The 18,945-nt window shown below is 60.5% G+C and carries 23 protein-coding genes; 8 read left to right on the top strand and 15 right to left on the bottom strand.

Going from position 1 to position 18,945, the window contains the following annotated elements; all coding sequences use genetic code 11:
- Nucleotides 1–11: 11 nt before the first annotated feature.
- The 3 genes from ybgF to pal form a co-directional block, all read right to left on the bottom strand.
- Nucleotides 12–1,028: a tol-pal system protein YbgF gene (gene ybgF, locus WC026_RS04945; RefSeq protein WP_372709694.1), complete on the bottom strand. Its 1,017-nt coding sequence runs from the start codon at nt 1,026–1,028 to the stop codon at nt 12–14.
- A gap of 175 nt (nt 1,029–1,203) precedes the next feature.
- A complete protein-coding gene (locus tag WC026_RS04950; RefSeq protein WP_372709696.1) occupies nt 1,204–1,953 on the bottom strand; it encodes an OmpA family protein in 750 nt (249 codons plus the stop codon).
- Nucleotides 1,954–2,140: 187 nt separating this feature from the next.
- Nucleotides 2,141–2,656 (bottom strand): peptidoglycan-associated lipoprotein Pal, encoded by a 516-nt coding sequence (pal, locus tag WC026_RS04955; protein WP_372709697.1) that lies wholly within the window; start codon nt 2,654–2,656, stop codon nt 2,141–2,143.
- A gap of 117 nt (nt 2,657–2,773) precedes the next feature.
- On the opposite strand from pal, the gene WC026_RS04960 reads away from it, so the two are divergent.
- Nucleotides 2,774–3,205, top strand: coding sequence for a hypothetical protein (locus WC026_RS04960; RefSeq protein WP_372709698.1), 432 nt, complete (start codon nt 2,774–2,776; stop codon nt 3,203–3,205).
- A 447-nt stretch (nt 3,206–3,652) separates the two neighbouring features.
- Here the strand turns inward: WC026_RS04960 and tolB are convergent, their stop codons facing one another.
- From tolB to tolQ, 4 genes are all read right to left on the bottom strand, one after another.
- Nucleotides 3,653–4,990, bottom strand: a complete 1,338-nt coding sequence (gene tolB / locus WC026_RS04965; protein WP_372709699.1) for a Tol-Pal system beta propeller repeat protein TolB — start codon at nt 4,988–4,990, stop codon at nt 3,653–3,655.
- A 77-nt stretch (nt 4,991–5,067) separates the two neighbouring features.
- Nucleotides 5,068–6,213 (bottom strand): cell envelope integrity protein TolA, encoded by a 1,146-nt coding sequence (gene tolA / locus WC026_RS04970; RefSeq protein WP_372709700.1) that lies wholly within the window; start codon nt 6,211–6,213, stop codon nt 5,068–5,070.
- Nucleotides 6,214–6,215: 2 nt separating this feature from the next.
- On the bottom strand, nt 6,216–6,674 hold the full coding sequence (locus tag WC026_RS04975; RefSeq protein ID WP_372709701.1) for an ExbD/TolR family protein: 459 nt from the start codon (nt 6,672–6,674) through the stop codon (nt 6,216–6,218).
- Nucleotides 6,675–6,678: 4 nt separating this feature from the next.
- On the bottom strand, nt 6,679–7,395 hold the full coding sequence (gene tolQ / locus WC026_RS04980; RefSeq protein ID WP_372709702.1) for a protein TolQ: 717 nt from the start codon (nt 7,393–7,395) through the stop codon (nt 6,679–6,681).
- A 667-nt stretch (nt 7,396–8,062) separates the two neighbouring features.
- Between tolQ and WC026_RS04985 the strand changes: the two genes are divergently transcribed.
- From WC026_RS04985 to WC026_RS05010, 6 genes are all read left to right on the top strand, one after another.
- Nucleotides 8,063–8,362 carry a hypothetical protein gene (locus WC026_RS04985; RefSeq protein ID WP_372709703.1) on the top strand — a complete coding sequence of 100 codons (300 nt, stop codon included), beginning with the start codon at nt 8,063–8,065 and terminating at the stop codon, nt 8,360–8,362.
- An 11-nt stretch (nt 8,363–8,373) separates the two neighbouring features.
- Nucleotides 8,374–8,760, top strand: a complete 387-nt coding sequence (locus WC026_RS04990) for a hypothetical protein (protein WP_372709704.1) — start codon at nt 8,374–8,376, stop codon at nt 8,758–8,760.
- Nucleotides 8,761–8,769: 9 nt separating this feature from the next.
- Nucleotides 8,770–8,955 carry a hypothetical protein gene (locus WC026_RS04995; protein WP_372709705.1) on the top strand — a complete coding sequence of 62 codons (186 nt, stop codon included), beginning with the start codon at nt 8,770–8,772 and terminating at the stop codon, nt 8,953–8,955.
- Entirely contained in the window at nt 8,952–10,337 is a 1,386-nt protein-coding gene (locus tag WC026_RS05000; protein ID WP_372709706.1) for an APC family permease, read from the top strand. The genes WC026_RS04995 and WC026_RS05000 overlap by 4 nt, the downstream gene beginning before the upstream one ends.
- Nucleotides 10,338–10,406: 69 nt before the next feature.
- Nucleotides 10,407–11,087 (top strand): hypothetical protein, encoded by a 681-nt coding sequence (locus WC026_RS05005; protein WP_372709707.1) that lies wholly within the window; start codon nt 10,407–10,409, stop codon nt 11,085–11,087.
- On the top strand, nt 11,084–11,371 hold the full coding sequence (locus tag WC026_RS05010) for a hypothetical protein (protein ID WP_372709708.1): 288 nt from the start codon (nt 11,084–11,086) through the stop codon (nt 11,369–11,371). The genes WC026_RS05005 and WC026_RS05010 overlap by 4 nt, the downstream gene beginning before the upstream one ends.
- Nucleotides 11,372–11,415: 44 nt before the next feature.
- Here WC026_RS05010 and ybgC read toward each other — a convergent pair whose 3' ends face one another.
- The 7 genes from ybgC to WC026_RS05045 form a co-directional block, all read right to left on the bottom strand.
- A complete protein-coding gene (gene ybgC / locus WC026_RS05015; RefSeq protein WP_372709709.1) occupies nt 11,416–11,880 on the bottom strand; it encodes a tol-pal system-associated acyl-CoA thioesterase in 465 nt (154 codons plus the stop codon).
- A complete protein-coding gene (locus tag WC026_RS05020) occupies nt 11,877–12,815 on the bottom strand; it encodes a metallophosphoesterase (RefSeq protein ID WP_372709711.1) in 939 nt (312 codons plus the stop codon). Before WC026_RS05020 ends, ybgC begins: the two co-directional genes overlap by 4 nt.
- Nucleotides 12,816–12,924: 109 nt before the next feature.
- Nucleotides 12,925–13,971, bottom strand: coding sequence for a Holliday junction branch migration DNA helicase RuvB (gene ruvB, locus WC026_RS05025; RefSeq protein WP_372709712.1), 1,047 nt, complete (start codon nt 13,969–13,971; stop codon nt 12,925–12,927).
- A gap of 88 nt (nt 13,972–14,059) precedes the next feature.
- Nucleotides 14,060–14,476 (bottom strand): hypothetical protein, encoded by a 417-nt coding sequence (locus WC026_RS05030; protein WP_372709713.1) that lies wholly within the window; start codon nt 14,474–14,476, stop codon nt 14,060–14,062.
- 48 nt (nt 14,477–14,524) lie between these two features.
- Nucleotides 14,525–15,142 carry a Holliday junction branch migration protein RuvA gene (gene ruvA / locus WC026_RS05035; protein ID WP_372709715.1) on the bottom strand — a complete coding sequence of 206 codons (618 nt, stop codon included), beginning with the start codon at nt 15,140–15,142 and terminating at the stop codon, nt 14,525–14,527.
- A complete protein-coding gene (gene ruvC, locus WC026_RS05040; protein ID WP_372709716.1) occupies nt 15,139–15,666 on the bottom strand; it encodes a crossover junction endodeoxyribonuclease RuvC in 528 nt (175 codons plus the stop codon). The genes ruvA and ruvC overlap by 4 nt, the downstream gene beginning before the upstream one ends.
- A complete protein-coding gene (locus WC026_RS05045) occupies nt 15,663–17,762 on the bottom strand; it encodes a hypothetical protein (protein WP_372709718.1) in 2,100 nt (699 codons plus the stop codon). The genes ruvC and WC026_RS05045 overlap by 4 nt, the downstream gene beginning before the upstream one ends.
- 174 nt (nt 17,763–17,936) lie before the next feature.
- Here WC026_RS05045 and WC026_RS05050 point away from each other — a divergent pair, with 174 nt between their 5' ends.
- A complete protein-coding gene (locus WC026_RS05050; protein WP_372709720.1) occupies nt 17,937–18,227 on the top strand; it encodes a hypothetical protein in 291 nt (96 codons plus the stop codon).
- Between the two features lie 39 nt (nt 18,228–18,266).
- Here the strand turns inward: WC026_RS05050 and WC026_RS05055 are convergent.
- Nucleotides 18,267–18,945, bottom strand: a 679-nt coding sequence (locus WC026_RS05055; protein WP_372709721.1) for a YebC/PmpR family DNA-binding transcriptional regulator, incomplete at its 5' end; no start/stop codon positions are given.

The raw sequence follows: 18,945 nt of genomic DNA on the forward strand, positions 1-18,945 counted from the left end.
TCACCGCTACTCTACTGGCACCCGACGCGCTGACGTTCGCTCTGCGCACGCGCCTTGACGCTCTTCGGAGCCGCCGGAAACTTGGTCGCCAATTCGGCGAACGACGAGCACGCCGCATCCTTCTGGCCGAGACGATCGAGCGACATCGCGAGCTTTAACAGACTGTCGGGCGCCTTCGCGCCTTGCGCGTATGTCTGATAGCCCTTCAGAAAGGCACTCGCGGCAGCCTTGTATTGCCCGCGAACAAAATGCGTTTCGCCGAGCCAGTACTGCGCATTGCCCGAAAGCGAGTCGCTCGGGAACTTCTTCAAGAATTCAGTGAACGCCGTTTCGGCTGCGCCATAGTCGCGCTGCAGGAGATAGCCGTAGGCTTGCTCATAAAGTTGCTTGGGGTCGTTGCTCGACTCGCTGGCGGGGGCCAGCGCTGCCGTCGCGACAGGCGCGGGCGGCGCTTCTCCGCCTTGAGGGTTTGCGACACCCGCGGCCGGAGAGTGCGCGCTATCGCCGTTGAGCAGGCCGCCGATGGCATCGTCCCCTGCCGCAACGGTCGTCGAGCCGAATCCTGGGCTCGGTGCTGCGGCGGCGTGCGCCTGCGGGTAAGTTCCGTCGTCGGCGGACGCGGTGTCTGAGGAAGGCGGAATATCCGAGCGACGCGGCGTGCCGCCGAGGCCTCGGACTTGATCGGAGAGTTGCTGAACCTGAGCCGTCAGGGCGCGAATTTGCGTTTCGAGTCCTTCGATACGAGCCGCATCGCCGTCGCCTCCCGCCGTCGATGCCGGGAATGGCGCCGGCGCGGAACCGCCGCTCTTCGCCATAGTCTCGAGCGTCCCGATGACGACCTGCATATCGACGAGTTGCTCTTCCAGCGACTGGACACGCGCCTGCAATCCGCTTTCCGCGGACTGGGCAGAAACTCCCTTCGGCGCTTTGTCTTTGGATTGCGCGAACGCCGGTGTCGCCGCAATGAGCAACGCAGCTGCTGCTGCGGAAATTCCCAATCGGACTGGAATCGGTTTGCGCTTAGCCATGCCCCGGCCCTGCTCCGTGTGATTCGATAAAGGCTACCGATTTCGACATCGCCGCCGACCCTATCACGGCCAAGCGTCTACCGAACTGTCTCGTGCGCCCGATATTGGGCGAAATCAAATGAAGAGTCATGGGCTTCCCCCGCCGATGCGGCAATTGAGGCGAAGCCACATTGGCTCACTGCGCGACTTGCCCTGTCTCACCTGGGCGACCCGACGACGATCTGGGGTTTTGCGCCGCCGGAGATTGCATGCTCGATCTTATCGGGTTCTGGTCACGAAGATCATTAATAAAAACTTCGGCGTTCCGATTCTGTGCCCGGCACAAAGACGACGTGCAGACCGCGACCTTGTCATCGTTTCCGGTCGGCCGCAAATCGATCCGGGTCGCATCGAGTCCCGCTGCAACCAGACGACCACGAACGGCCTCGGCCCGTTGCGTAGACAGGACTTGCGCCGATCGCCTGTCACCGCCGTCGTCGGCGCGGCCGATCACAGTGACCGTAAGATTTGGCCGCAGTTTCAGCCAGCGCGCCTGACTTTCTATGATGGCAAGGGCCCGGCCGCCGAGGTCCGCGCTGCTTTCCGCGAAAAAGACCCGATCTCCAACACTGACCAGGAAGGCATGGCGATACTCGGCAGTTCGCTCGGCTTCATCGGCGCGGATGGCGGCCCGGTCTTCATCAGTATCTCCGCCGGACCCGAGCGTTGCCAGCGCCCGGCGCGCGCGGGCCGCTTCGGACGAGTTCGGAAAGAGCGAGATCAACTTCTGCAAAATCCGTCGCGCGGACTCAGTGGCGTGATCGGAGGCGGCGTCCATGCCATCGACGAGAAGTTCGGCGGCGGTCTCTCCGTTCGGGCCCTCGTTGTCATCCTGGGCGATCGCAGGCAACGGCAATGCGATCATGACGGCGAGCACTGCCGACATGACGCCAATCACAAACCTGGACGATAGCAATTTGTACATTTGAGGGGCGCGAATATTCTGACTTGCACGCCCGTTATGCTCGGCCAATTAGGCCAAACTTTGCCGATTTAGAGCCTGTCAAAAGCAATTGGCGCGTGTGGCTAATTTAATTCAGCCAACCGCGCCAATCCGAATAGCGATATTTAGTTTAGCGCTGGCTTACGACGCCGCCGCTGTTCAGCACAGTCTGGGCGCGCCTGTTCTGCGACCAGCAGGAAATGTCATTGCAAACCGCGACCGGGCGTTCCTTGCCGTACGAGATCGTGCGAATGCGTGCGCCGTTGATGCCGTGCTGCGAGAGGAAGTTGCGCACGGTCGTGGCGCGGCGGGCGCCGAGTGCGATGTTGTATTCGCGCGTGCCCCGCTCGTCGGCATGGCCTTCGATCGTAATGGCGTATTGCGAATACTGCTGCAGCCACTGCCCTTGTTTCGAGAGCGTCTGCTGCGCTTCCGGCGTCAGGTCGATCGAGTCGGTCGAGAAGTAGACGATGTCGCCGACGTTCTGACTGAAGTCGCGCTGAGATCCGGGAGTCGCGGCGCCGTATTTGCCGCTCAATGCGTCCGGCTGAAGCTCTTTATTGCTCGCGCACGCACCGACCGTCGCTGCGAGAATCGAAACGGCGGCGAGGCGCAGCCACATGCTCCGCGCAATCGTTGCCAGCATTTCGTTTATCCCTTTCGTCTCGATCGCAACTCTCGAGCAAGCCAGATCGCGTTCAATCCGCTCCGCAAGAGGCCATCTTTGTTCTGTCAGCGTTTACCGGGATGATCAGCCGAAAATATGACCAATTCCGCAGATTCACAGCGATTTCATGTGCATCGAATGCCGACGCAATTGTTAGCGCAGCGAGACCATCAGCCGACCGAACGGTTTGTAACATCGCGGCTTTGCGGCGCACGTGCGACCAATTCGATTCAGAAGTATTTTCCCACACACAAAATGTGGTCATTCCGTCAGCACAATTCGGACTCGGTTCCTAACCGAAATTCGACAGCAGACGAATCGATACGCCAAAAAGCTCAAGACCGAGATGGTGGCGAGGAAATCGCCAACAACTCGGTCTTGAAGATCGGTATGAAAAACGCATTACTAAGACAACAGGCGGTGCTTAGCGCACTGCCTGAGCCGAAGCGGCCGGACCGCCGAGCTTCAGAGGCTGATGCTCAACTTCTTTCCGGCATGCGCCGACAGCAACAGCAACTAAAACTGTAGCAAGAACGATTGCGCTCTTCATGTGTAGTCTCCTTTGAGTTCCAAACAATCCGCTATTAGCGAACGGCCTGGCTGCTTGCGGTGGGACCGCCGAGCTTCAAAGGCACGTGCTCAGCTTCGCGACGGCATGCGCTAACTGCGACAGCCGCGGCTATGACTGACAAAAGGATCAGCCCCTTTACACCCTGCATGGTCATATCTCCTGATACGATTCCGGCAAAAGCCGTACTCTGGGGTACCGGGCGAGCGCCGCACGATCAAGGACAGAGGCGACAAAAACCAAGTTTTCCAATCCTATAGATGCGAAAATGCAACGACGCTGCGTGTGGGAAAGTCAACACTTTCTCGATCGCCCAAGGAGCATCTAACTCCTTGTTTTAACTATATTATTTTCGCCATTTCGAGACGCTCTCGGAGTTCGAAATGCCGCCGTTTGTAAAGAAGGTGTTAATTAAGAAGCGGTGACCAGGCGGGGTCGGAAGCGAACGACGGAGTCGTCACCTGGCGCTCGTTGAAACCGGTGATATCGACCGAGTAAATCTTCGGTCCGCCGCTCGTCGACTGAGAATCGCGCCAGAACATCAGGACGCGGCCGTTCGGCGCCCAGGTCGGCCCCTCATTATGGAAGCCTTCGGTCAAAACGCGCTCGCCGGAGCCGTCTGGCTTCATCACGCCGATCAAGAATCGGCCGCCGGCCTGCTGTGTGAAGGCGATGTAATCGCCGCGCGGCGACCAGACGGGCGTCGAGTAGCTGCCGCCTCCGAGCGAGATCGGGTGCACGCCTGATCCATCGGCATTCATGACATAGAGCTTCTGCGTGCCATCGCGATCGCTTTCGAACACGATCTGGCGGCCATCAGGGGAGTAACTCGGACTGGTGTCGATGCCGGTCGACTCGGTCAGGCGACGCGGCTGTCGCGTCCGCAGGTCCATCTCATAGATGCTCGAGCGGCCATCGGGCGTGCCGAGACTCATCACGACTTTTTGCCCGTCGGGCGAAAAGCGCGGCGCGAACGTCATGCCCGGAAAATCGCCGACAAGCTCACGCCGCCCCGACTCCAGGTTCATGATGAAAACCTTCGGCTGGTCGGACGTATATGACATGTAGGTGATTTCCTGGTTCGTCGGCGAGAAGCGCGGCGTCAGAACCAATTCCTTGCCTTGGGTCAGGAGACGCACGTTGGCGCCGTCCTGATCCATGATCGCGAGGCGCTTGATGCGATTCTGCGCGGGGCCGGTCTCGTCGACAAACACCACGCGCGTATCGAAATAGCCTTTTTCGCCGGTCAGGCGCTCGTAGACGCTATCGGCAATCATATGCGCGATGCGCCGCCAATTCTGCGCCGACGTGGAGAATCGCTGACCGGCGAGTTGCTTGCCGCTCGCGACGTCCCACAGGCGGAACTCGGCGCCGACGCGGCCATCACCGGCATTGACGACGCGGCCAACGACGAGTGCATCGGCCTGCACGGAGCGCCAGTCGCCGAACCGCGGCACGGCATTGATGTCCCTGATCTGCTCCAAGAACGACGCACGATCGAGGGGGCGGAACAGCCCGGACCGTTCGAGATCGGCCTGCAGCACGTCTGAGACGTTGGCTGCAAGTTGCGGATCGTCACCGACGAAGAGCGGAACCGCAATCGGGATCGGCGCGATCGTGCCTTCCGTCTGCGTGCCTTTGAGTTGTGCCTGCGCCCTTGTCGCCAAACCACAATCGAGCGCGAGCCCGACCGCGATGAGACAGATGAAGGCAAGCGCGTGCTGCAGGGAATTTTTCGGGCTCATGCGATCTCTCATCCGTCAATCGTTGGACATCTCAGGTCGTGTTCGCTTCATAGTCGAATGAAGCAACTTTTTGGCGTTTACAACATTTGCCGCGGATCGAAAGTCCAGTCGACGATCTTCCATGCGCTGTATTTATCGGGAGGCAACCTGAACGGAGCGCACATTCGCACCGCCCGGAGCGCCGCTTCGGTGTAAACCTGCCCCGCCGTCGTCGGTGGTGCCGACGTGACACGAGGCTCGCCCGCGAGGCTACCGTCAGGGTTCATTTCCCAGTGCAATTCGACAACCGGAACCTCCTCGCCGCCGCCGGTGCCGGGCGGCCGCCAGCATCCGTTGAGCTGCGATTTGAGCATTCCCTTCAACAAATCCTGCTCGCGCGCGGACAACACCGTATCGGTGCCGGTCGCCGTTCCCGCTTCCCTACCGGTTTTATCGGCGGTCGCACTTGAACCGGCAGCCTGCTGACCTTTTTTCCTCGGGTCCTTGTCGAGCAGCGCCTTCGGCGGCGCGTCTTCGGGCGACTTGTCGAGAATTGAGGCAATGCGGCTCGGATCGAATTGTTTCTTCGCGGCCTCGGCTTTTTTCCGGGCCTCTTCCTGCTTCTTTTTCTTCAACTCGGCCGCGCGCTTCTTCTTCTCGGCTTCCTCGGCTTTCTTTTTGGCCTCTTCTTCAGCCTTTTTCTTCGCCTCGGCCTCGGCTTTTTTGCGGGCTTCCTCTTCGGCCTGCTTCTTGGCTTCTTCAGCCTTGCGCTCTTCCTCGAGCTTCTGCTCCAGGATTTTCTTTTCATCCGGCGTCGGGCCGGGCGCGGGCTCAGGCGGCGGCGGGGGTTCGTCCAGCTTTTTTGCGATCGGGTCCGGGGGCGGCGGCTTGACCTGCTCGGCCGCCTTCGGAGGCTCGGCGGGCGGCGGAGGCTCAGCTTCGGGTGGCGGCTCAGCCTTGGCGACTTCCTGTTCCTGCGGCGGAGGAGGAGGAGGCGCGGCATTGCTAGGCTTGGCGGTATCGTTCTTGCTGTCGTCGGGCTTCGGTTCTTCCTTGGCCTTCGTCTCGAGGTTCTTGGCGTCCTCGCTGCCCTGTTTCAGGCGCAGGAACTCCGACGGCGTGATGATGTCGGCCGCGATCGCGGGCGTGTCCGGCGTCAGTTGCGAAACTGAGCGCATGGAAAAAAGCGCCCATCCGAGGAGCGCGGCGTGGAAAGCGAGCGACAGGACAAGTCCGAAGGACACCGCTAAGTGCCTCCCTTCTCCTGATCGAGAACGAATGACAGCTTCTTGAATCCACCGTCGTTGATGCGCCCCATCACTTTCATGACGATGCCATAGGGTACGCCTCTATCGCCGCGCACGAAAATCGTCTCGTCGTAACCGTTCTTCGCGATGGCTTTGAGCTTGTCCGCAAGCTCATCGATACTGATCTGCGTATCGCCGATGAAGACGTCGCCGTTGACCTTCACGGTGACGGCAAGGGGCTCCTGCTTCGGCGTCGGGATTTGCTGGCCTTTCGCTTCCGGCAGATCAACCGGAATGCCGACCTGCAGAAGCGGCGCGGCGACCATGAAAATGATCAAGAGTACGAGCATCACGTCGACCATCGGCGTGACGTTGATTTCGCTCATCGGAGCGTTGCGGCCGCGACGCCTGCGACCACGCCCGCCGCCTCCGCCGCCTACCTTGATGCTTGCGCCCATGTAATCAGGTCCTCACGTCGATCTGACGCGATACGATCGCGGCGAACTCGTCGGAAAAAGCGTACAGGCGTTGAGAAATGGCAGAAGAATCGGCGGAAAATTTGTTGTAAAATACGACGGCCGGAATGGCGGCCATGAGGCCGAGCGCCGTCGCGAACAGCGCTTCCGCGATACCGGGCGCGACGACCGCAAGCGAGGTATTTTTCGAAACTGCGATCGACTGGAAGCTCGTCATGATGCCCCAGACGGTGCCAAAGAGACCGACGAACGGCGCGGTCGATCCGACCGTCGCAAGAAAGAGCAGGCGGCGATCGAGGCGTTCCATCTCGCGGCTGATCGTGACGTCCATCACCTTCTCGACGCGAAGCTGGATGCCTCCAAGAGCGCGAATGTTGCCTTCGACGGAGCGTTTCCATTCGCGCATCGCGGCGACGAACAGCGCGGCCATCGTGATTGTCCGCCCGCGCGAGAGATTGGCATAAAGTTCGTCGAGCGACTGACCGGACCAGAACAGTTGCTCGAAGCGGTCGCTTTCGACGCGCGCGCGGCGGAACGCCAGCAGCTTTTCGAAAATGATCGCCCAGGACCAAATGGAGGCGAGGCCCAATCCCGTCATCACGATTTTGACGACGAGGCTCGCCTGCATGAACAGTTCGATGAAGGAAAACCCAGCTGCATTAACCGGAGCAACGACGCCTTGGGCGACATCCGCGGGATTCATTTCACCATCCATGTCGAAGAAATGCAGAGCTCGGTCAGAGCGCGCATGAGATTAAAATTCAGGAAACGCCGGCAATCGTGCGCCGCGGGATCGCTCGCGATTGCATATGACGGTCTTATGGCGTCCACCCCGGCAGCCATGCCCGCCGCATGCGCTTTTGTTGGAACAGAGCTTTCGCCGCGCAATATGACCAAACAAGGGCCCGTGCGCCGCAGACTCGATGGCACATGCTGCGGTTTATCCACGCAAAAAAATGCATCGATGTCGCCTGCTGGGGCTTGGCGGAGGCCACAACCGCACTTTAGGATCATCGACGATATTTTTGCCTAGGACCGACCACGCGCCGTGTGATCAATTTTTGATCCGAAAATCTATGCACTCTATTTTAGCAATTGATCAAAATTTATGCATTTTGCGCTGCAAAACGGCATTATCGTGTTGATTTAAATCAACAATACTACCCATGATTGCATCGCAATATATGCGGTGCATCATCGAATTTTGTTTTCATGTTACGAAAAAAAGTTGACTAAGAGCCAACTGATACGCGACTTGGTGTGAGCCTGGACAATCAGGCAAAGTGCCACACTTTGCTTTGGCCCGAGCTCAAGACGCGCATAAAAAAAAGAAACGTTATCCGTTCAAGTTGAATGACAGGGAAACGCTGATGAACAAGGAAAATCTTAACCCCGATCCACGAATAGCCAAGAAATTTTCGGGTGATCGTAATTGGTCTTTTGTCGCAGTCGCCGTTTTATGGGCGCTCTACGCTTTCGTCTTCTACGAGGTGAAAGACTATCTGGACCCACAAGTCACTTGGACGCTCGTTATATTTGGTGGGCTTGTCCTTTTATTCAATACCGCCGCCATTCTGGCGATGGTCGCGCATCTCAGCGAGGAGCGTGACGAGATATACGGGCTGGATCTGCATTACGTCGATCTCGCCAAGAAAAAATCATACAGCTGATAGGTGGTAACGTGGAAAAGCCTCACTACGAACCTCCAAAGCAGTCCGCTATCGGCCAGCTTTTCGATAGCATGTTCCTGCTCGTTCTCGTGTTCGCCGCGCTCTTCACTCCTCTCTACCTGAAACTCGCCGGCGGCGGTAAAATCGACCTTCCGGTCGCTGACAAATCGACGTGGGTCGGACTTGGCCAGAATGCAGCGCAAGCTGGTCAATGGGAAAAGCTCGGATTCACTCCGGACACTGCGGCTCCGCTCATCACGTCGCGATTCGATTACAGCTTCAGCCCGATCGAACTCGGCATCACCGCTGTGGTGGTGATCGGCTATTTCGTGCTGCTGTTTATGTTCTCGAAGCGCGAATACATCGAAGTTCTCGAAGAACGCTTCGGCAGAAAGTGAGAGGCCGCAATGGACAATTTTCAACTCATTGAATATGCGGCCTGGGCACTTTCACTGGTGCTTGGCCTCTACATGCTCTTTGACACCATCAAGACCAACCGCGCTTACAGCGAAGACCTCCTGACGTCTTCGCGCGAAGGTGAGATCGACGACACGCTGGTCATCGACCCACCGCACCAAGGGGGGCACCTGTGAATCAAACAACTGCTGTTCACGGAGAGAAGATTTCTCTTCTCCGCGTTCTCGGCCCCGCTCACGTGTGGGCATTGGGCGTCGGTATCGTGCTCGTCGGCGAGTACATGGGCTGGAACTTCGCGGTAGGCAAAGGCGGCGCGATCGCGGCCTTGATCGCCTGCTGGGCTGCCGGTCTCCTCTATACCTGCGTCGCCATGATCGACTCGGAAGTGACATCCACTGTCGCTGCCGCCGGCGGTCAGTATGCGCAGTCGAAACATATCATCGGACCGTTGATGGCGTTCAACGTCGGCCTTTATCTCGTGTTTGCCTACACGATGCTGGAAGCTGCGAATGCCATCACGCTCGGCTATCTCGTCCAGACAGTCGGACAGATGGCCGGATTCGCGGACGCCCAGGACAAGCCATTCATCGTCTTGTCCATCATGTTCCTCGCATGGCTGAACTATCGCGGTGTCTATGCGACGTTGACGGTCAACCTTGTCTTGACCGCGATAGCGTTCATCGCGGTTGTCATCCTGTTCGTCGCGGTGAAGCCGTGGTCGACAGAGCTGCTCAACCATAAGGAAATCCTGAATGGATTGCCCTATGGCTGGATCGGCGTGCTTGCTTCGCTGCACTTCGGCCTCTGGTACTACCTCGGCATCGAAGGGACGTGTCAGGCCGCCGAAGAGGTCCGCTCACCGGCACGCTCGCTGCCGCTCGGAACGATGGCAGGCATCATGACCCTGCTCATCGCGGCAACGATGACGTGGTACCTCTGCTCGGGTCTGATGCCGTGGGAATACCTCGGCCAAGCAACGACGCCGCTCTTCGACGCCGCACGGCTGACAAGCTCGACGCCGCTGATGGTGCTGCTGTTCGTCGGCACGATGTTCTCTACGCTCGCATCGGCCAACGGCTGCATCAACGACGCTTCGCGTGCGTGGTTCTCGATGGGCCGCGACCGTTATCTGCCGACTTGGTTCGGCGCCGTGCATCCCAAGAACAGGACGCCCTTCCGGTCGATCGTGTTCCTGGTGCCCGTCGCGCTGACCTTTGCGTACTTCGCGCCGCTCGATCAGGTGATCACCTTCTCGATCCTGTCGGGCCTGCTCGGATATACGTACATGTCGGTTCAGGTGATCTTCTTCCGGCAGATGTGGCCGCTTGATACGATCAAGCGCGGATACGTGCATCCGTTCCATCCGATTCCGGCACTCGTTCTCCTGACCATCTGCTCCGCAACGTACTTCGCGGTGTTTCTTGGATACGGCACTCAGCTCATCGCGATGATGGTGTTCTTCATCGTCGCTTCGCTCTGGTTCCACTTCCACCGCTACAAGTACGTCCGGCGCGGCGACCAGTTCACGATGAACTGGCCGCGGCCACAAGGTTACTGAGAACCCTAGCTCAATGGTGGCGCGTCCTCGTGATGCGCCACCTGCTTTTTTTTCGCGGGAGAACCATAGATGCCTCTCACGCTTGCCGCTTTGCTGCTTGCTGCAGCGATCGCGTTTTTTATCATTTTCGGTCGCCGTGAGGCGCGCCTCGCTGCCAGCGCCCGCCATTCGATTCTCGATCCATCGAAGGACGTCCTCGATGCCGGCAAAATCGAAATCGACTCCTGCGGCTTTCCAAAATTGGACGGGACGTTTCGCGGACGCTCATTCCGCGTCGGTCTCATCCCCGATACCCTGACGTTTCGCCGATTGCCGCAGCTTTGGCTCGACGTCACGATGAAGCGCAGCTTGCCCGTCGACGGCAGCGTCGCCATTCTCATCCGGCCCACCGGCGCAGATTATTTCTCGCTGACCGATCGCTGGAATGAGCGGCTTGAGCCGCCCGCAAACTTTCCCGAGATGTGCCTCATCAAGGGTGATGGCCCCGGCGCTCGTCACATCCTCGAGCGAATTGCGCCGTACGTGGCCAACCTTCTTCACGATCCCTACTTCAAGGAGATCGCCATCACGCCGCGCGGAATCCGCATCATGCACCAGCTTGCAGAAGGCAAACGCGGCGACCATCTCATTCTCAGACAGATCGTTTTCGAAAACGCACGACTGAATCCAGAAGACCTGGAAGACGTCATCGCGGCGGTGCTCGAAGTCGAAAATCTTCTTCTCAACGTCAAGCTGGTGTCTGCTGCATGAATGCGCTGCAAGCCGATCGCAAACCCATAAACCCGTATCTGGTTCTTGCGTTGGCGATCGTTCTCCCCGGCATGGGCCATGTTGCGATCGGCCAACAGCAACGCGGCTTCATGTTTGCCCTATTTACGCTGCTGCTGGCGTTGGTGACTTGGCAATTCGCGCCGGACGATCGTTCGATGATCGGGCGATCGGCGCTCGGCCTGTTCGTATGGGCGCTTTCGATCCCGGATGCCTACCGTCTTGCACGAATCAACTGGGAAACTTGGAAGCGACGGCATCCGTAGCCTTCGGCCGAAGCCTGGCGTCGCGCGCCGTGAGCCTGCTGGCGCTAGTGCGCGAGAAATGCGTCGCGCACGGCATCGCTCAACCGTAATGGCTTTCCCGACACCGATATCAGCACCACGGTCACCTCGGCTTCGGCGATCCTGTTGCCGTCGCGCGTGACCGTCTGAATGAGCGTGACGCTCGCGCCGCCGATTTCCTTGACGCGAGTCACGATCTCGAGCAGGTCGTCCATGCGTGCGGGGCGGAAAAAATCGAAATTCATGCGGCGGACGACGAATGCGGCCGGCTCGCGGTTGTCCGAACCGTCGATTAGGCGGCGTGCATCGGTTCCAAGCAGCCGCAGGAAGTCTGTCCGCCCACGCTCGCAAAACCGGACGTATGACGCGTGATAGACGACCCCGCCCGCATCGGTATCCTCGAAATAAATGCGCACCGGCAGCACATGGCGCTGGCCGGACTCGTCGCGGAAAATGCGGCCTGCAAGATCCGGCCATGAATTCCCGGTCACGCTTCGCCTCCGCCGCCGAGCTCGATCATGACAATCTCGGGCGGCGATCCCAGCCGCACCGGAAGCGTCGAGCAGCCGAGGCCACCGGACACAATCAGGTTGCGCCCTTGCTCGATTTTATGTCCGTAAACATAGCGCCGCCCGAAACGAGAGGGCACGACCGGAGAAAAGCCGAATATGCGAACCTGACCGCCGTGCGTATGCCCGGAAACAGTCAGCGATACGCGGTTAGGCACTTCTGGAAAAATATCGGGCTCATGCGCCATAAGAATTACCGGCGCATCGTCGGTGACTTGCGCCAGCGTGCGCGGCAGATCGTCGACGCCCTGGTAGCGATAACTGTTTTTCACGGCGAGTTCGTCGTCTTCGCCAGAGCGTGACCAGAACGCCCATTGGTCACCCAGACCCGCGAGCCAGAACGGCTTGCCGTCTTTCTGAAGCCGGATCGCCTGATTCTCGTAAACCGGGATGCCGACGGCCTGCAACGCAAGCCCGGCGCGTGTTGGTCCGGCGCGGCGTGCCTGCACCTCTCGTTGCTCCCACCAATCGTGGTTGCCAAGAACGGCGTGCACGCCGAGCGGCGCCTTGAGACGTTCGAGCGCGGTTGCCCAAGCTCCGGCGCTGACGGGCGTCGATAGTCTGCCAAGGCTATGCCCAACGACGTAATCGCCGAGCAGCAGAATCGCATCCGGCTGAAGGCTGTTCGTCTGCTCGACGATGGCAGCGATCCGATCGACGGACATCCAGGGTTCACAGACGTGGAGATCCGCCAGCACCGCCAGACGCAGTCTCAAGCCGGGCGTCCATCGCGGTGGCGTCAGCGCGTAAGACGTTATCCGCTCGCCGAAGGATTCCGCGACGGCGTAACTGCTCAGCGCCGTAGAGCCGAGCCCCACGGCAGCAAGCATCTTCAGCAAATCACGGCGGCTGATCACAAAGCGGTCTTTCGATGAAGGAGAGCGCAACCTATACGTTGAGCGGAAGGATCGCCCGAAAATGCGGGCAAAAACGTGAATTTTTTCTACGATCCGAGGGAGAGCGTCGTTAAGTCTCGTCTGGACCATCATCAAAAATGGGCAAATCGGGCGTGGCCGTTCGCGCCGGGCCGCTGACGCCGAGGTGGCGGTAGGCCTTGAGCGTCAAGACACGGCCGCGCGGGGTGCGGCTGATGAAGCCCTGCTGCAGGAGATAAGGCTCGACGATTTCCTCCAGCGCGTCGCGGGGTTCAGAAAGCGCCGCCGCCAATGTTTCGATGCCGACGGGTCCGCCCTCGTAATTCTTCAGGATACATCCGAGATAGCGGTGATCGAGGGCGTCGAGCCCCTCGCCGTCGACCTCCAGCATCTTCAGTGCCCTGTCAGCGACTGCGGCGTTGACGACGGCCGCGCCTTCGACGGCCGCGAAATCGCGCACGCGGCGGAGCAAACGTCCAGCGATGCGCGGCGTTCCGCGCGATCTCTTGGCGATCTCTCGCGCGCCGTCGCTCGCCACGTTGGCGCCGAGCACGCGGGCGCCGCGAGAGACGACCAGTTCCAGCTCGGGCACGGAATAAAAATTCAGCCGGACCGGAATGCCGAAGCGATCGCGCAGCGGATTGGTCAGCAGCCCGGCCCGCGTCGTCGCGCCGACGAGGGTGAATTTCGGAAGATCGATTCTGACCGAGCGCGCGGCCGGGCCTTCGCCGATCATCAAGTCGAGCTGGAAATCCTCCATCGCGGGATAGAGAATTTCTTCGACGGCGGGATTCAAACGATGGATTTCGTCGATGAACAGCACGTCGCGTTCTTCGAGGTTGGTCAACAGCGCCGCCAGATCGCCCGCCTTCGAGATCACCGGACCGGACGTGGCGCGAAATCCGACACCCAATTCCTTGGCCATGATCTGCGCCAGCGTCGTCTTGCCGAGGCCCGGTGGCCCGGCAAACAGGACATGGTCGAGCGCATCGCCACGGCCGCGTGCCGCCGTGATGAAAATACGAAGGTTGGCGCGCGCCTGCTCCTGACCGATAAACTCGTCGAGCGACTGTGGGCGGATTGTCGCCTCGTAGGCGTCCACGTCCTTTCGCGCGCTGCTGACGAGCCGATCGGTCATGGTTTGTTCGTGGGGCTATTCGGCGATGGCGTCAAGCCGAGCGTTCCGCCGGCCAATGACAAAGCGTGCCGCGCGGCTTCGGGCGGCATTAAGTTTTGGGGGTATCAAGCAGAATACCGGCAGTGATCAGGAGCCGCCGCATGCCGATGGCGATGAGACCGGCCAAAAAGGCAAGGACGGGCAATGCGGCTTGGTTCGGGAACGGAAAGATGATCGCCGACGCCGTAAACGCGAGCACGCCCGCAACGGCGGCGTGCAACCAGGAATAGGTGCCTTGCTGTAGGACGAAGGGCATCAGGCCGAGGGCCGCGACGGTCGCGGGCAGCGCGCTCCAGGCAAAGACGTCGACGGCGAATTCGCCGATCGCGGGCGTCGGTGCTTCCGGCATCGCGAAATCCGTCAACGGTCGCGCAAGCGCCAGGCCGACGCTGATAAGACTCGCAAAAAACGGCGCTGCCAGCGAGGTGATCAGCACCATCCAGAGGGCACGTTGTCCGTTGCTCACGTCGTTCACTTTCGCTCAATCCTATTGTCGGGCCTGTCGTCGGGTATTTTAGCGCGCCAGTTCCTTGAGGGCGCGTTTGATCAATGCTGCCGTGTCGGCCGTTTCGCCCAATTCGCGCGACGCCAGCGCCACCGCCGTATTGGCCTGCGCGGGATTATAACCAAGGTTGGTCAGCGCCGACATCGCTTCGGCGGAGGCGAGGCCGATCGGCGGGACCGCAGCTGCCGGTCCTGCGCCGGGGGTCGCCGGAAGCCCAGCCAAAGACAACGATGGCGCCTTGTCCTTCAATTCCGCAACGATACGCTGCGCGAGCTTCTTGCCGACGCCCGGTGCTTCCTCCACCGCGGCCGAATTTCCAAGCACCACGGCATTCGCAATCTCTTGCGGTCCAAGCACGCCGAGAACGCTCAAGGCGACCTTGGCGCCGACGCCCTGGATCGTTTGCAGCGTGCGAAACCAGCTGCGCTCGAATTCGCTCTGGAATCCGAACAGGCGGATCGCGTCCTCGCGGACGTGCGTGTCGATGGTCAGCGAAACATCGTCGCCGGGCTTCAGGTTGCGGAGTGTCCGCGACGATGCCTGCACCTCGTAGCCGACGCCGTGCACGTCGACGATGAGAAAGCTCTCGCCGACCGCGTCGACCTTGCCCTTGAGTTTGCCGATCATGTGCCGACGACTTTCGCTGCGACCGACGCAAGCCGCTGGCGGCTGGCGCGATGATGCGCGTGGGTGATCGCAATCGCGAGCGCGTCGGCCTCGTCGGCGGACTCGAAGGTTGCCTTCGGTAGCAGGAACGAAATCATGGCCTGGATCTGCTGTTTTTCGGCGTGTCCGGTGCCGGTGACCGACTTCTTGATCAGGTTCGGCGTGTATTCGGCGACGCGCAGGCCGAGCCGCGCCGGGGCGAGCAGAACGGCGCCGCGTGCCTGTCCGAGCTTCAGCGTCGAGCGCGGGTTCTCGTTGACGAAGGTTTCTTCGACGGCGGCTTCCGACGGACTGAAGCTCTGGATGACGCTGGTCACCGCGTCGAACAGCGCCGAAAGACGGTAGGCAAGATCGTCGTCTTTCGGCGGCGTGATGACGCCGGATGCCACGTACACGAGGCGCACGCCGTCACTTTCCACGACACCCCAGCCCGTCCGCCGAAGGCCGGGATCAATTCCGATGATGCGAATCGCTCGTGCAGTCATGCATTGCGCATAGCACGAACCGCGTAGGAGGCCGAAGGCGAAGCGAGCAGCGGCGGTAGCGGAGGTGGCTTGGTCGCATCAGCGACTTTTCCGGTCAAAATCGCGTCGAGAGCCTCGGCGACATCCGGTTCGGTCCAGTAGCCGGTGTGGCCGCCGGGACCCATCACATGATTGTCGACGCGCAGTCCGGACGGCGCGATCACCCGCCCGCCGATGTAGTCGTCGACGCGATAGAGGTTGATCCAGCACTTCAAGCGCGCCGCGAAGCCGTGCGGCACGGGTTGCGAGGCGGCGTATTCGTGGAAATACTTCTGATAAATGGTCCCGAGCGGCGATCCGAACGTCAAAAGGGCGGGCGCGGCATCGCCAAGCTCGCTGTAGGTCGGACCGTTGTCGCGAAGATAATCGTAGGCGACGATCGAGCCCTGGCTGTGCGCCAGGAAGATGACGCCATCATAGCCTTGGTGCTGGACGAAGGTTTTGAGAACGAGCTTCAGGCGTTCCTGGATGCGGGCTCGTCTCGGGCGTTCCGAAGCGGGGCGGAATCTCGCCGGGATGAAGAACAGCGCGGCTTCGAGGCTCGGGCGGTAATTGTGATCGATGAGGTCGCGCGCGATCTGGATGACGTTCGCCACGCGATGACCGAACGACAGGGGCACGAGGAGGGCCGCAACGGCCGCAAGCGGCAGCACGAAGCTGCGGAACGAGATGAAGGCGTGGCTCGATTCCATCTCGGGCTGGAAGAAGACGAACGTCAGCACGATCAGGAACGACCCGATCAGCAGCCCGACGAGCCACGGGTTGAACAACAGCCTCGGCATGTTCCGTGACGTGTGCTCGAGATCGTGGAGGCCGGTGCGGGCGCGATAGCGCCGGATTTTCATCAGCACCCAGGCGCCGAGCAGAAAGGCCATCACGGTCAGCGCTGCTGCCGCATAGATGAACTTGAAGCGCGCGATCCACTCAAGTTTCAGATCTGGCACCTGCAGATAGGGCAGGATCGGGTTGTCGACGGCGATCTTCTTATCGCGAACCGCGCCCAGAACCGCGTCGCGGACGGCTTGCAGCGACGACCCGGTCTCGGCGCGCGTCAACATCGTGTAGATGATGGTCACGACGATCGTCGTCCACAGCAGGAACTGCATGATCAGGATGCCGACGCTCGTCGACAGCGCCGCGAGCCGCGAGGGATCGCCGGACCGGCGCTTGCCGCCCAGCGCGCTCAGCAACAGCACCGCCGCGACCAGGATCAGGGCTCCCCAAAAGCGCCAGCCGTAGATGATGACGCGATAGAGACCGTTGACATAGCAAGCCGCCAGCGGATCGGTCGGCAGGCAATTGCTCGCCTGCATTGCGATCTGGGCACCGCGAACCTTCAGCGGCGGAAAGAGATCGGTCAGCGGGATCAGGGCGCCGTAGGCGGCAAGCACCACGAGCGCCGCGCTTGTGACGACCAGCCAGAATGCTGCGTCGTACCACGAGTAATCCTGACCCTTGACGATGCGATAGCCGAGATAGAGCGCGACGGCGCATAGAGCCGTCTGCACGACGATGAATTGCAGCCCAGCGTCGAAGCGATCGATGCCGAGCCATTTCGGCTCGTAAAGATAGACCGCGCAGATGAGCGACGTCGCAACCGTCAATGCCGCGATCGGGCCGCGCAGCAACCAGGCTGCGAACCAGAGAATCGTTCGCACGACGACGGCCATCAGCCCCAGCGAGCGCGAGAGCATCGCATCGACGAGATGATGCGACTCGAAAATGACCCTGAACAGTCCGAGCATCGTGTCGACGCGGCCCGAGCCCATCGCCGCCAGATCGGCCAGATGGACTTCGACGGCTTCGATGTCGACGCCGCTGGTGTGGCGCCCGCCACGACGAATGACCGGGAACACCGGCGCGGGATCGTCGACGCCCGGCTCGGCTATGCGATTGAACTCGTTCGCCGGCAGCACGCTGTAACCGGGCCTCGTCGCGGCGAGCGTATCGAGAAGAGCGTTAACGCAATACCCCGGCTCGGTGTCACCAACACCTTGGACGACCACCAAGCCGATACGCGTCCGGCTGCCTCCCCTCGTTCGCACGTCCGACGACATGCCCGTCTCCCACGCGACCGGCTACACGAACCTAATTATAAAGCCTTTTTTTCGTCGCGCGACCCAAAACGCGTGGCCTGACGAGGCTCGCCAAGTCCATCCTTTCCCTTTAACTACTTGTTCCGCGATTGGGGAGACTTGGCCTCACATCCGTTGCCAGAAATTGGGGGCGAAATGGACCCGACCTTCGGTCATCCACTTTGGATCACGTCCGGTGTCTTGCTGGTCATTGTCGGCTTTTTGTTGTTCCGTTGGGCGCGGCGGCTCGGTGCCCCCGATCGCAACGCCGCCGCACAGCGCGATGCGAGCGTCGGCAAGATTTTCAAAGGTCAGAAAAGTTCAAAGACGTCCGCGCCGGGCAGCTTTCGGCGGGCGATGTCGCAATTTTTCGGAATCGTCGGCTTTCTGCTGATCCTCGCCGGGTTGATGGCGATCTTCCTCGGCATCTTTTATGTCGGAAGCTGACGCGGCGTTGAGACCGCGACCGCGAGCCTTCGCGCAGGATCAGGCGGCCGTCAGCTTCTTCAGGACTTCGTCGGAGATTTCGAAGTTGGCGAAGACGTTCTGAACGTCATCGTCGTCCTCGAGCGCCGAGAGCATCTTCATGATCGACTGGGCGTTGTCCTCATCGACCTGCGTCGTGAGATTGGGCTTCCAGACGGCCTTGATGCTTTGCGCTTCCCCGAGTGCCTTCTCAAGCGCAGCGGCGGTGGAGCCGAGCGTATCAAACGCGCAGACGATGACGTGGCCGCTTGCATCCGACTGAACGTCGTCGGCTCCCGCTTCGATTGCAGCATCGAGCACGGCTTCGGCCGAACCGGTCTCGGGCTTATAGGTGATCTCGCCGATATGGTTGAACATGTGGCTGACGGAGCCCGTCGCGCCGAGATTGCCATTGCATTTGGTGAAGACACTTCTGACGACGCCACCCGTGCGATTGCGGTTGTCGGTCAACGCTTCGACGATCACCGCAACGCCGCCCGGCGCGTAACCCTCGTAGCGCACCGCTTCAAAGTTCGCGAGATCGCCGCCGAGCGCCTTCTTGATGGCGCGCTCGACGTTGTCCTTGGGCATGTTCTCGGCGCGCGCTTCCTGGATTGCCAGGCGCAAGCGCGCGTTCATTTCAGGATCGGGCGTGCCGGACTTGGCCGCGACGGTGATTTCGCGCGCGAGTTTCGCAAAG

Source organism: Hyphomicrobium sp. (assembly GCF_041674905.1).
Lineage (GTDB): Bacteria > Pseudomonadota > Alphaproteobacteria > Rhizobiales > Hyphomicrobiaceae > Hyphomicrobium_B.

Bases quoted from the DNA above. Each gene is read 5' to 3' on its own strand.
- ybgF (WP_372709694.1), bottom strand. From the start codon at position 1,028: ATGGCTAAGCGCAAACCGATTCCAGTCCGATTGGGAATTTCCGCAGCA.
- WC026_RS04950 (WP_372709696.1), bottom strand. From the start codon at position 1,953: ATGTCGGCAGTGCTCGCCGTCATGATCGCATTGCCGTTGCCTGCGATC.
- pal (WP_372709697.1), bottom strand. From the start codon at position 2,656: ATGCTGGCAACGATTGCGCGGAGCATGTGGCTGCGCCTCGCCGCCGTT.
- WC026_RS04960 (WP_372709698.1), top strand. From the start codon at position 2,774: ATGACCAATTCCGCAGATTCACAGCGATTTCATGTGCATCGAATGCCG.
- tolB (WP_372709699.1), bottom strand. From the start codon at position 4,990: ATGAGCCCGAAAAATTCCCTGCAGCACGCGCTTGCCTTCATCTGTCTC.
- WC026_RS04975 (WP_372709701.1), bottom strand. From the start codon at position 6,674: ATGGGCGCAAGCATCAAGGTAGGCGGCGGAGGCGGCGGGCGTGGTCGC.
- tolQ (WP_372709702.1), bottom strand. From the start codon at position 7,395: ATGAATCCCGCGGATGTCGCCCAAGGCGTCGTTGCTCCGGTTAATGCA.
- WC026_RS04985 (WP_372709703.1), top strand. From the start codon at position 8,063: ATGAACAAGGAAAATCTTAACCCCGATCCACGAATAGCCAAGAAATTT.
- WC026_RS04995 (WP_372709705.1), top strand. From the start codon at position 8,770: ATGGACAATTTTCAACTCATTGAATATGCGGCCTGGGCACTTTCACTG.
- WC026_RS05005 (WP_372709707.1), top strand. From the start codon at position 10,407: ATGCCTCTCACGCTTGCCGCTTTGCTGCTTGCTGCAGCGATCGCGTTT.
- WC026_RS05010 (WP_372709708.1), top strand. From the start codon at position 11,084: ATGAATGCGCTGCAAGCCGATCGCAAACCCATAAACCCGTATCTGGTT.
- ruvB (WP_372709712.1), bottom strand. From the start codon at position 13,971: ATGACCGATCGGCTCGTCAGCAGCGCGCGAAAGGACGTGGACGCCTAC.
- ruvA (WP_372709715.1), bottom strand. From the start codon at position 15,142: ATGATCGGCAAACTCAAGGGCAAGGTCGACGCGGTCGGCGAGAGCTTT.
- ruvC (WP_372709716.1), bottom strand. From the start codon at position 15,666: ATGACTGCACGAGCGATTCGCATCATCGGAATTGATCCCGGCCTTCGG.
- WC026_RS05045 (WP_372709718.1), bottom strand. From the start codon at position 17,762: ATGTCGTCGGACGTGCGAACGAGGGGAGGCAGCCGGACGCGTATCGGC.
- WC026_RS05050 (WP_372709720.1), top strand. From the start codon at position 17,937: ATGGACCCGACCTTCGGTCATCCACTTTGGATCACGTCCGGTGTCTTG.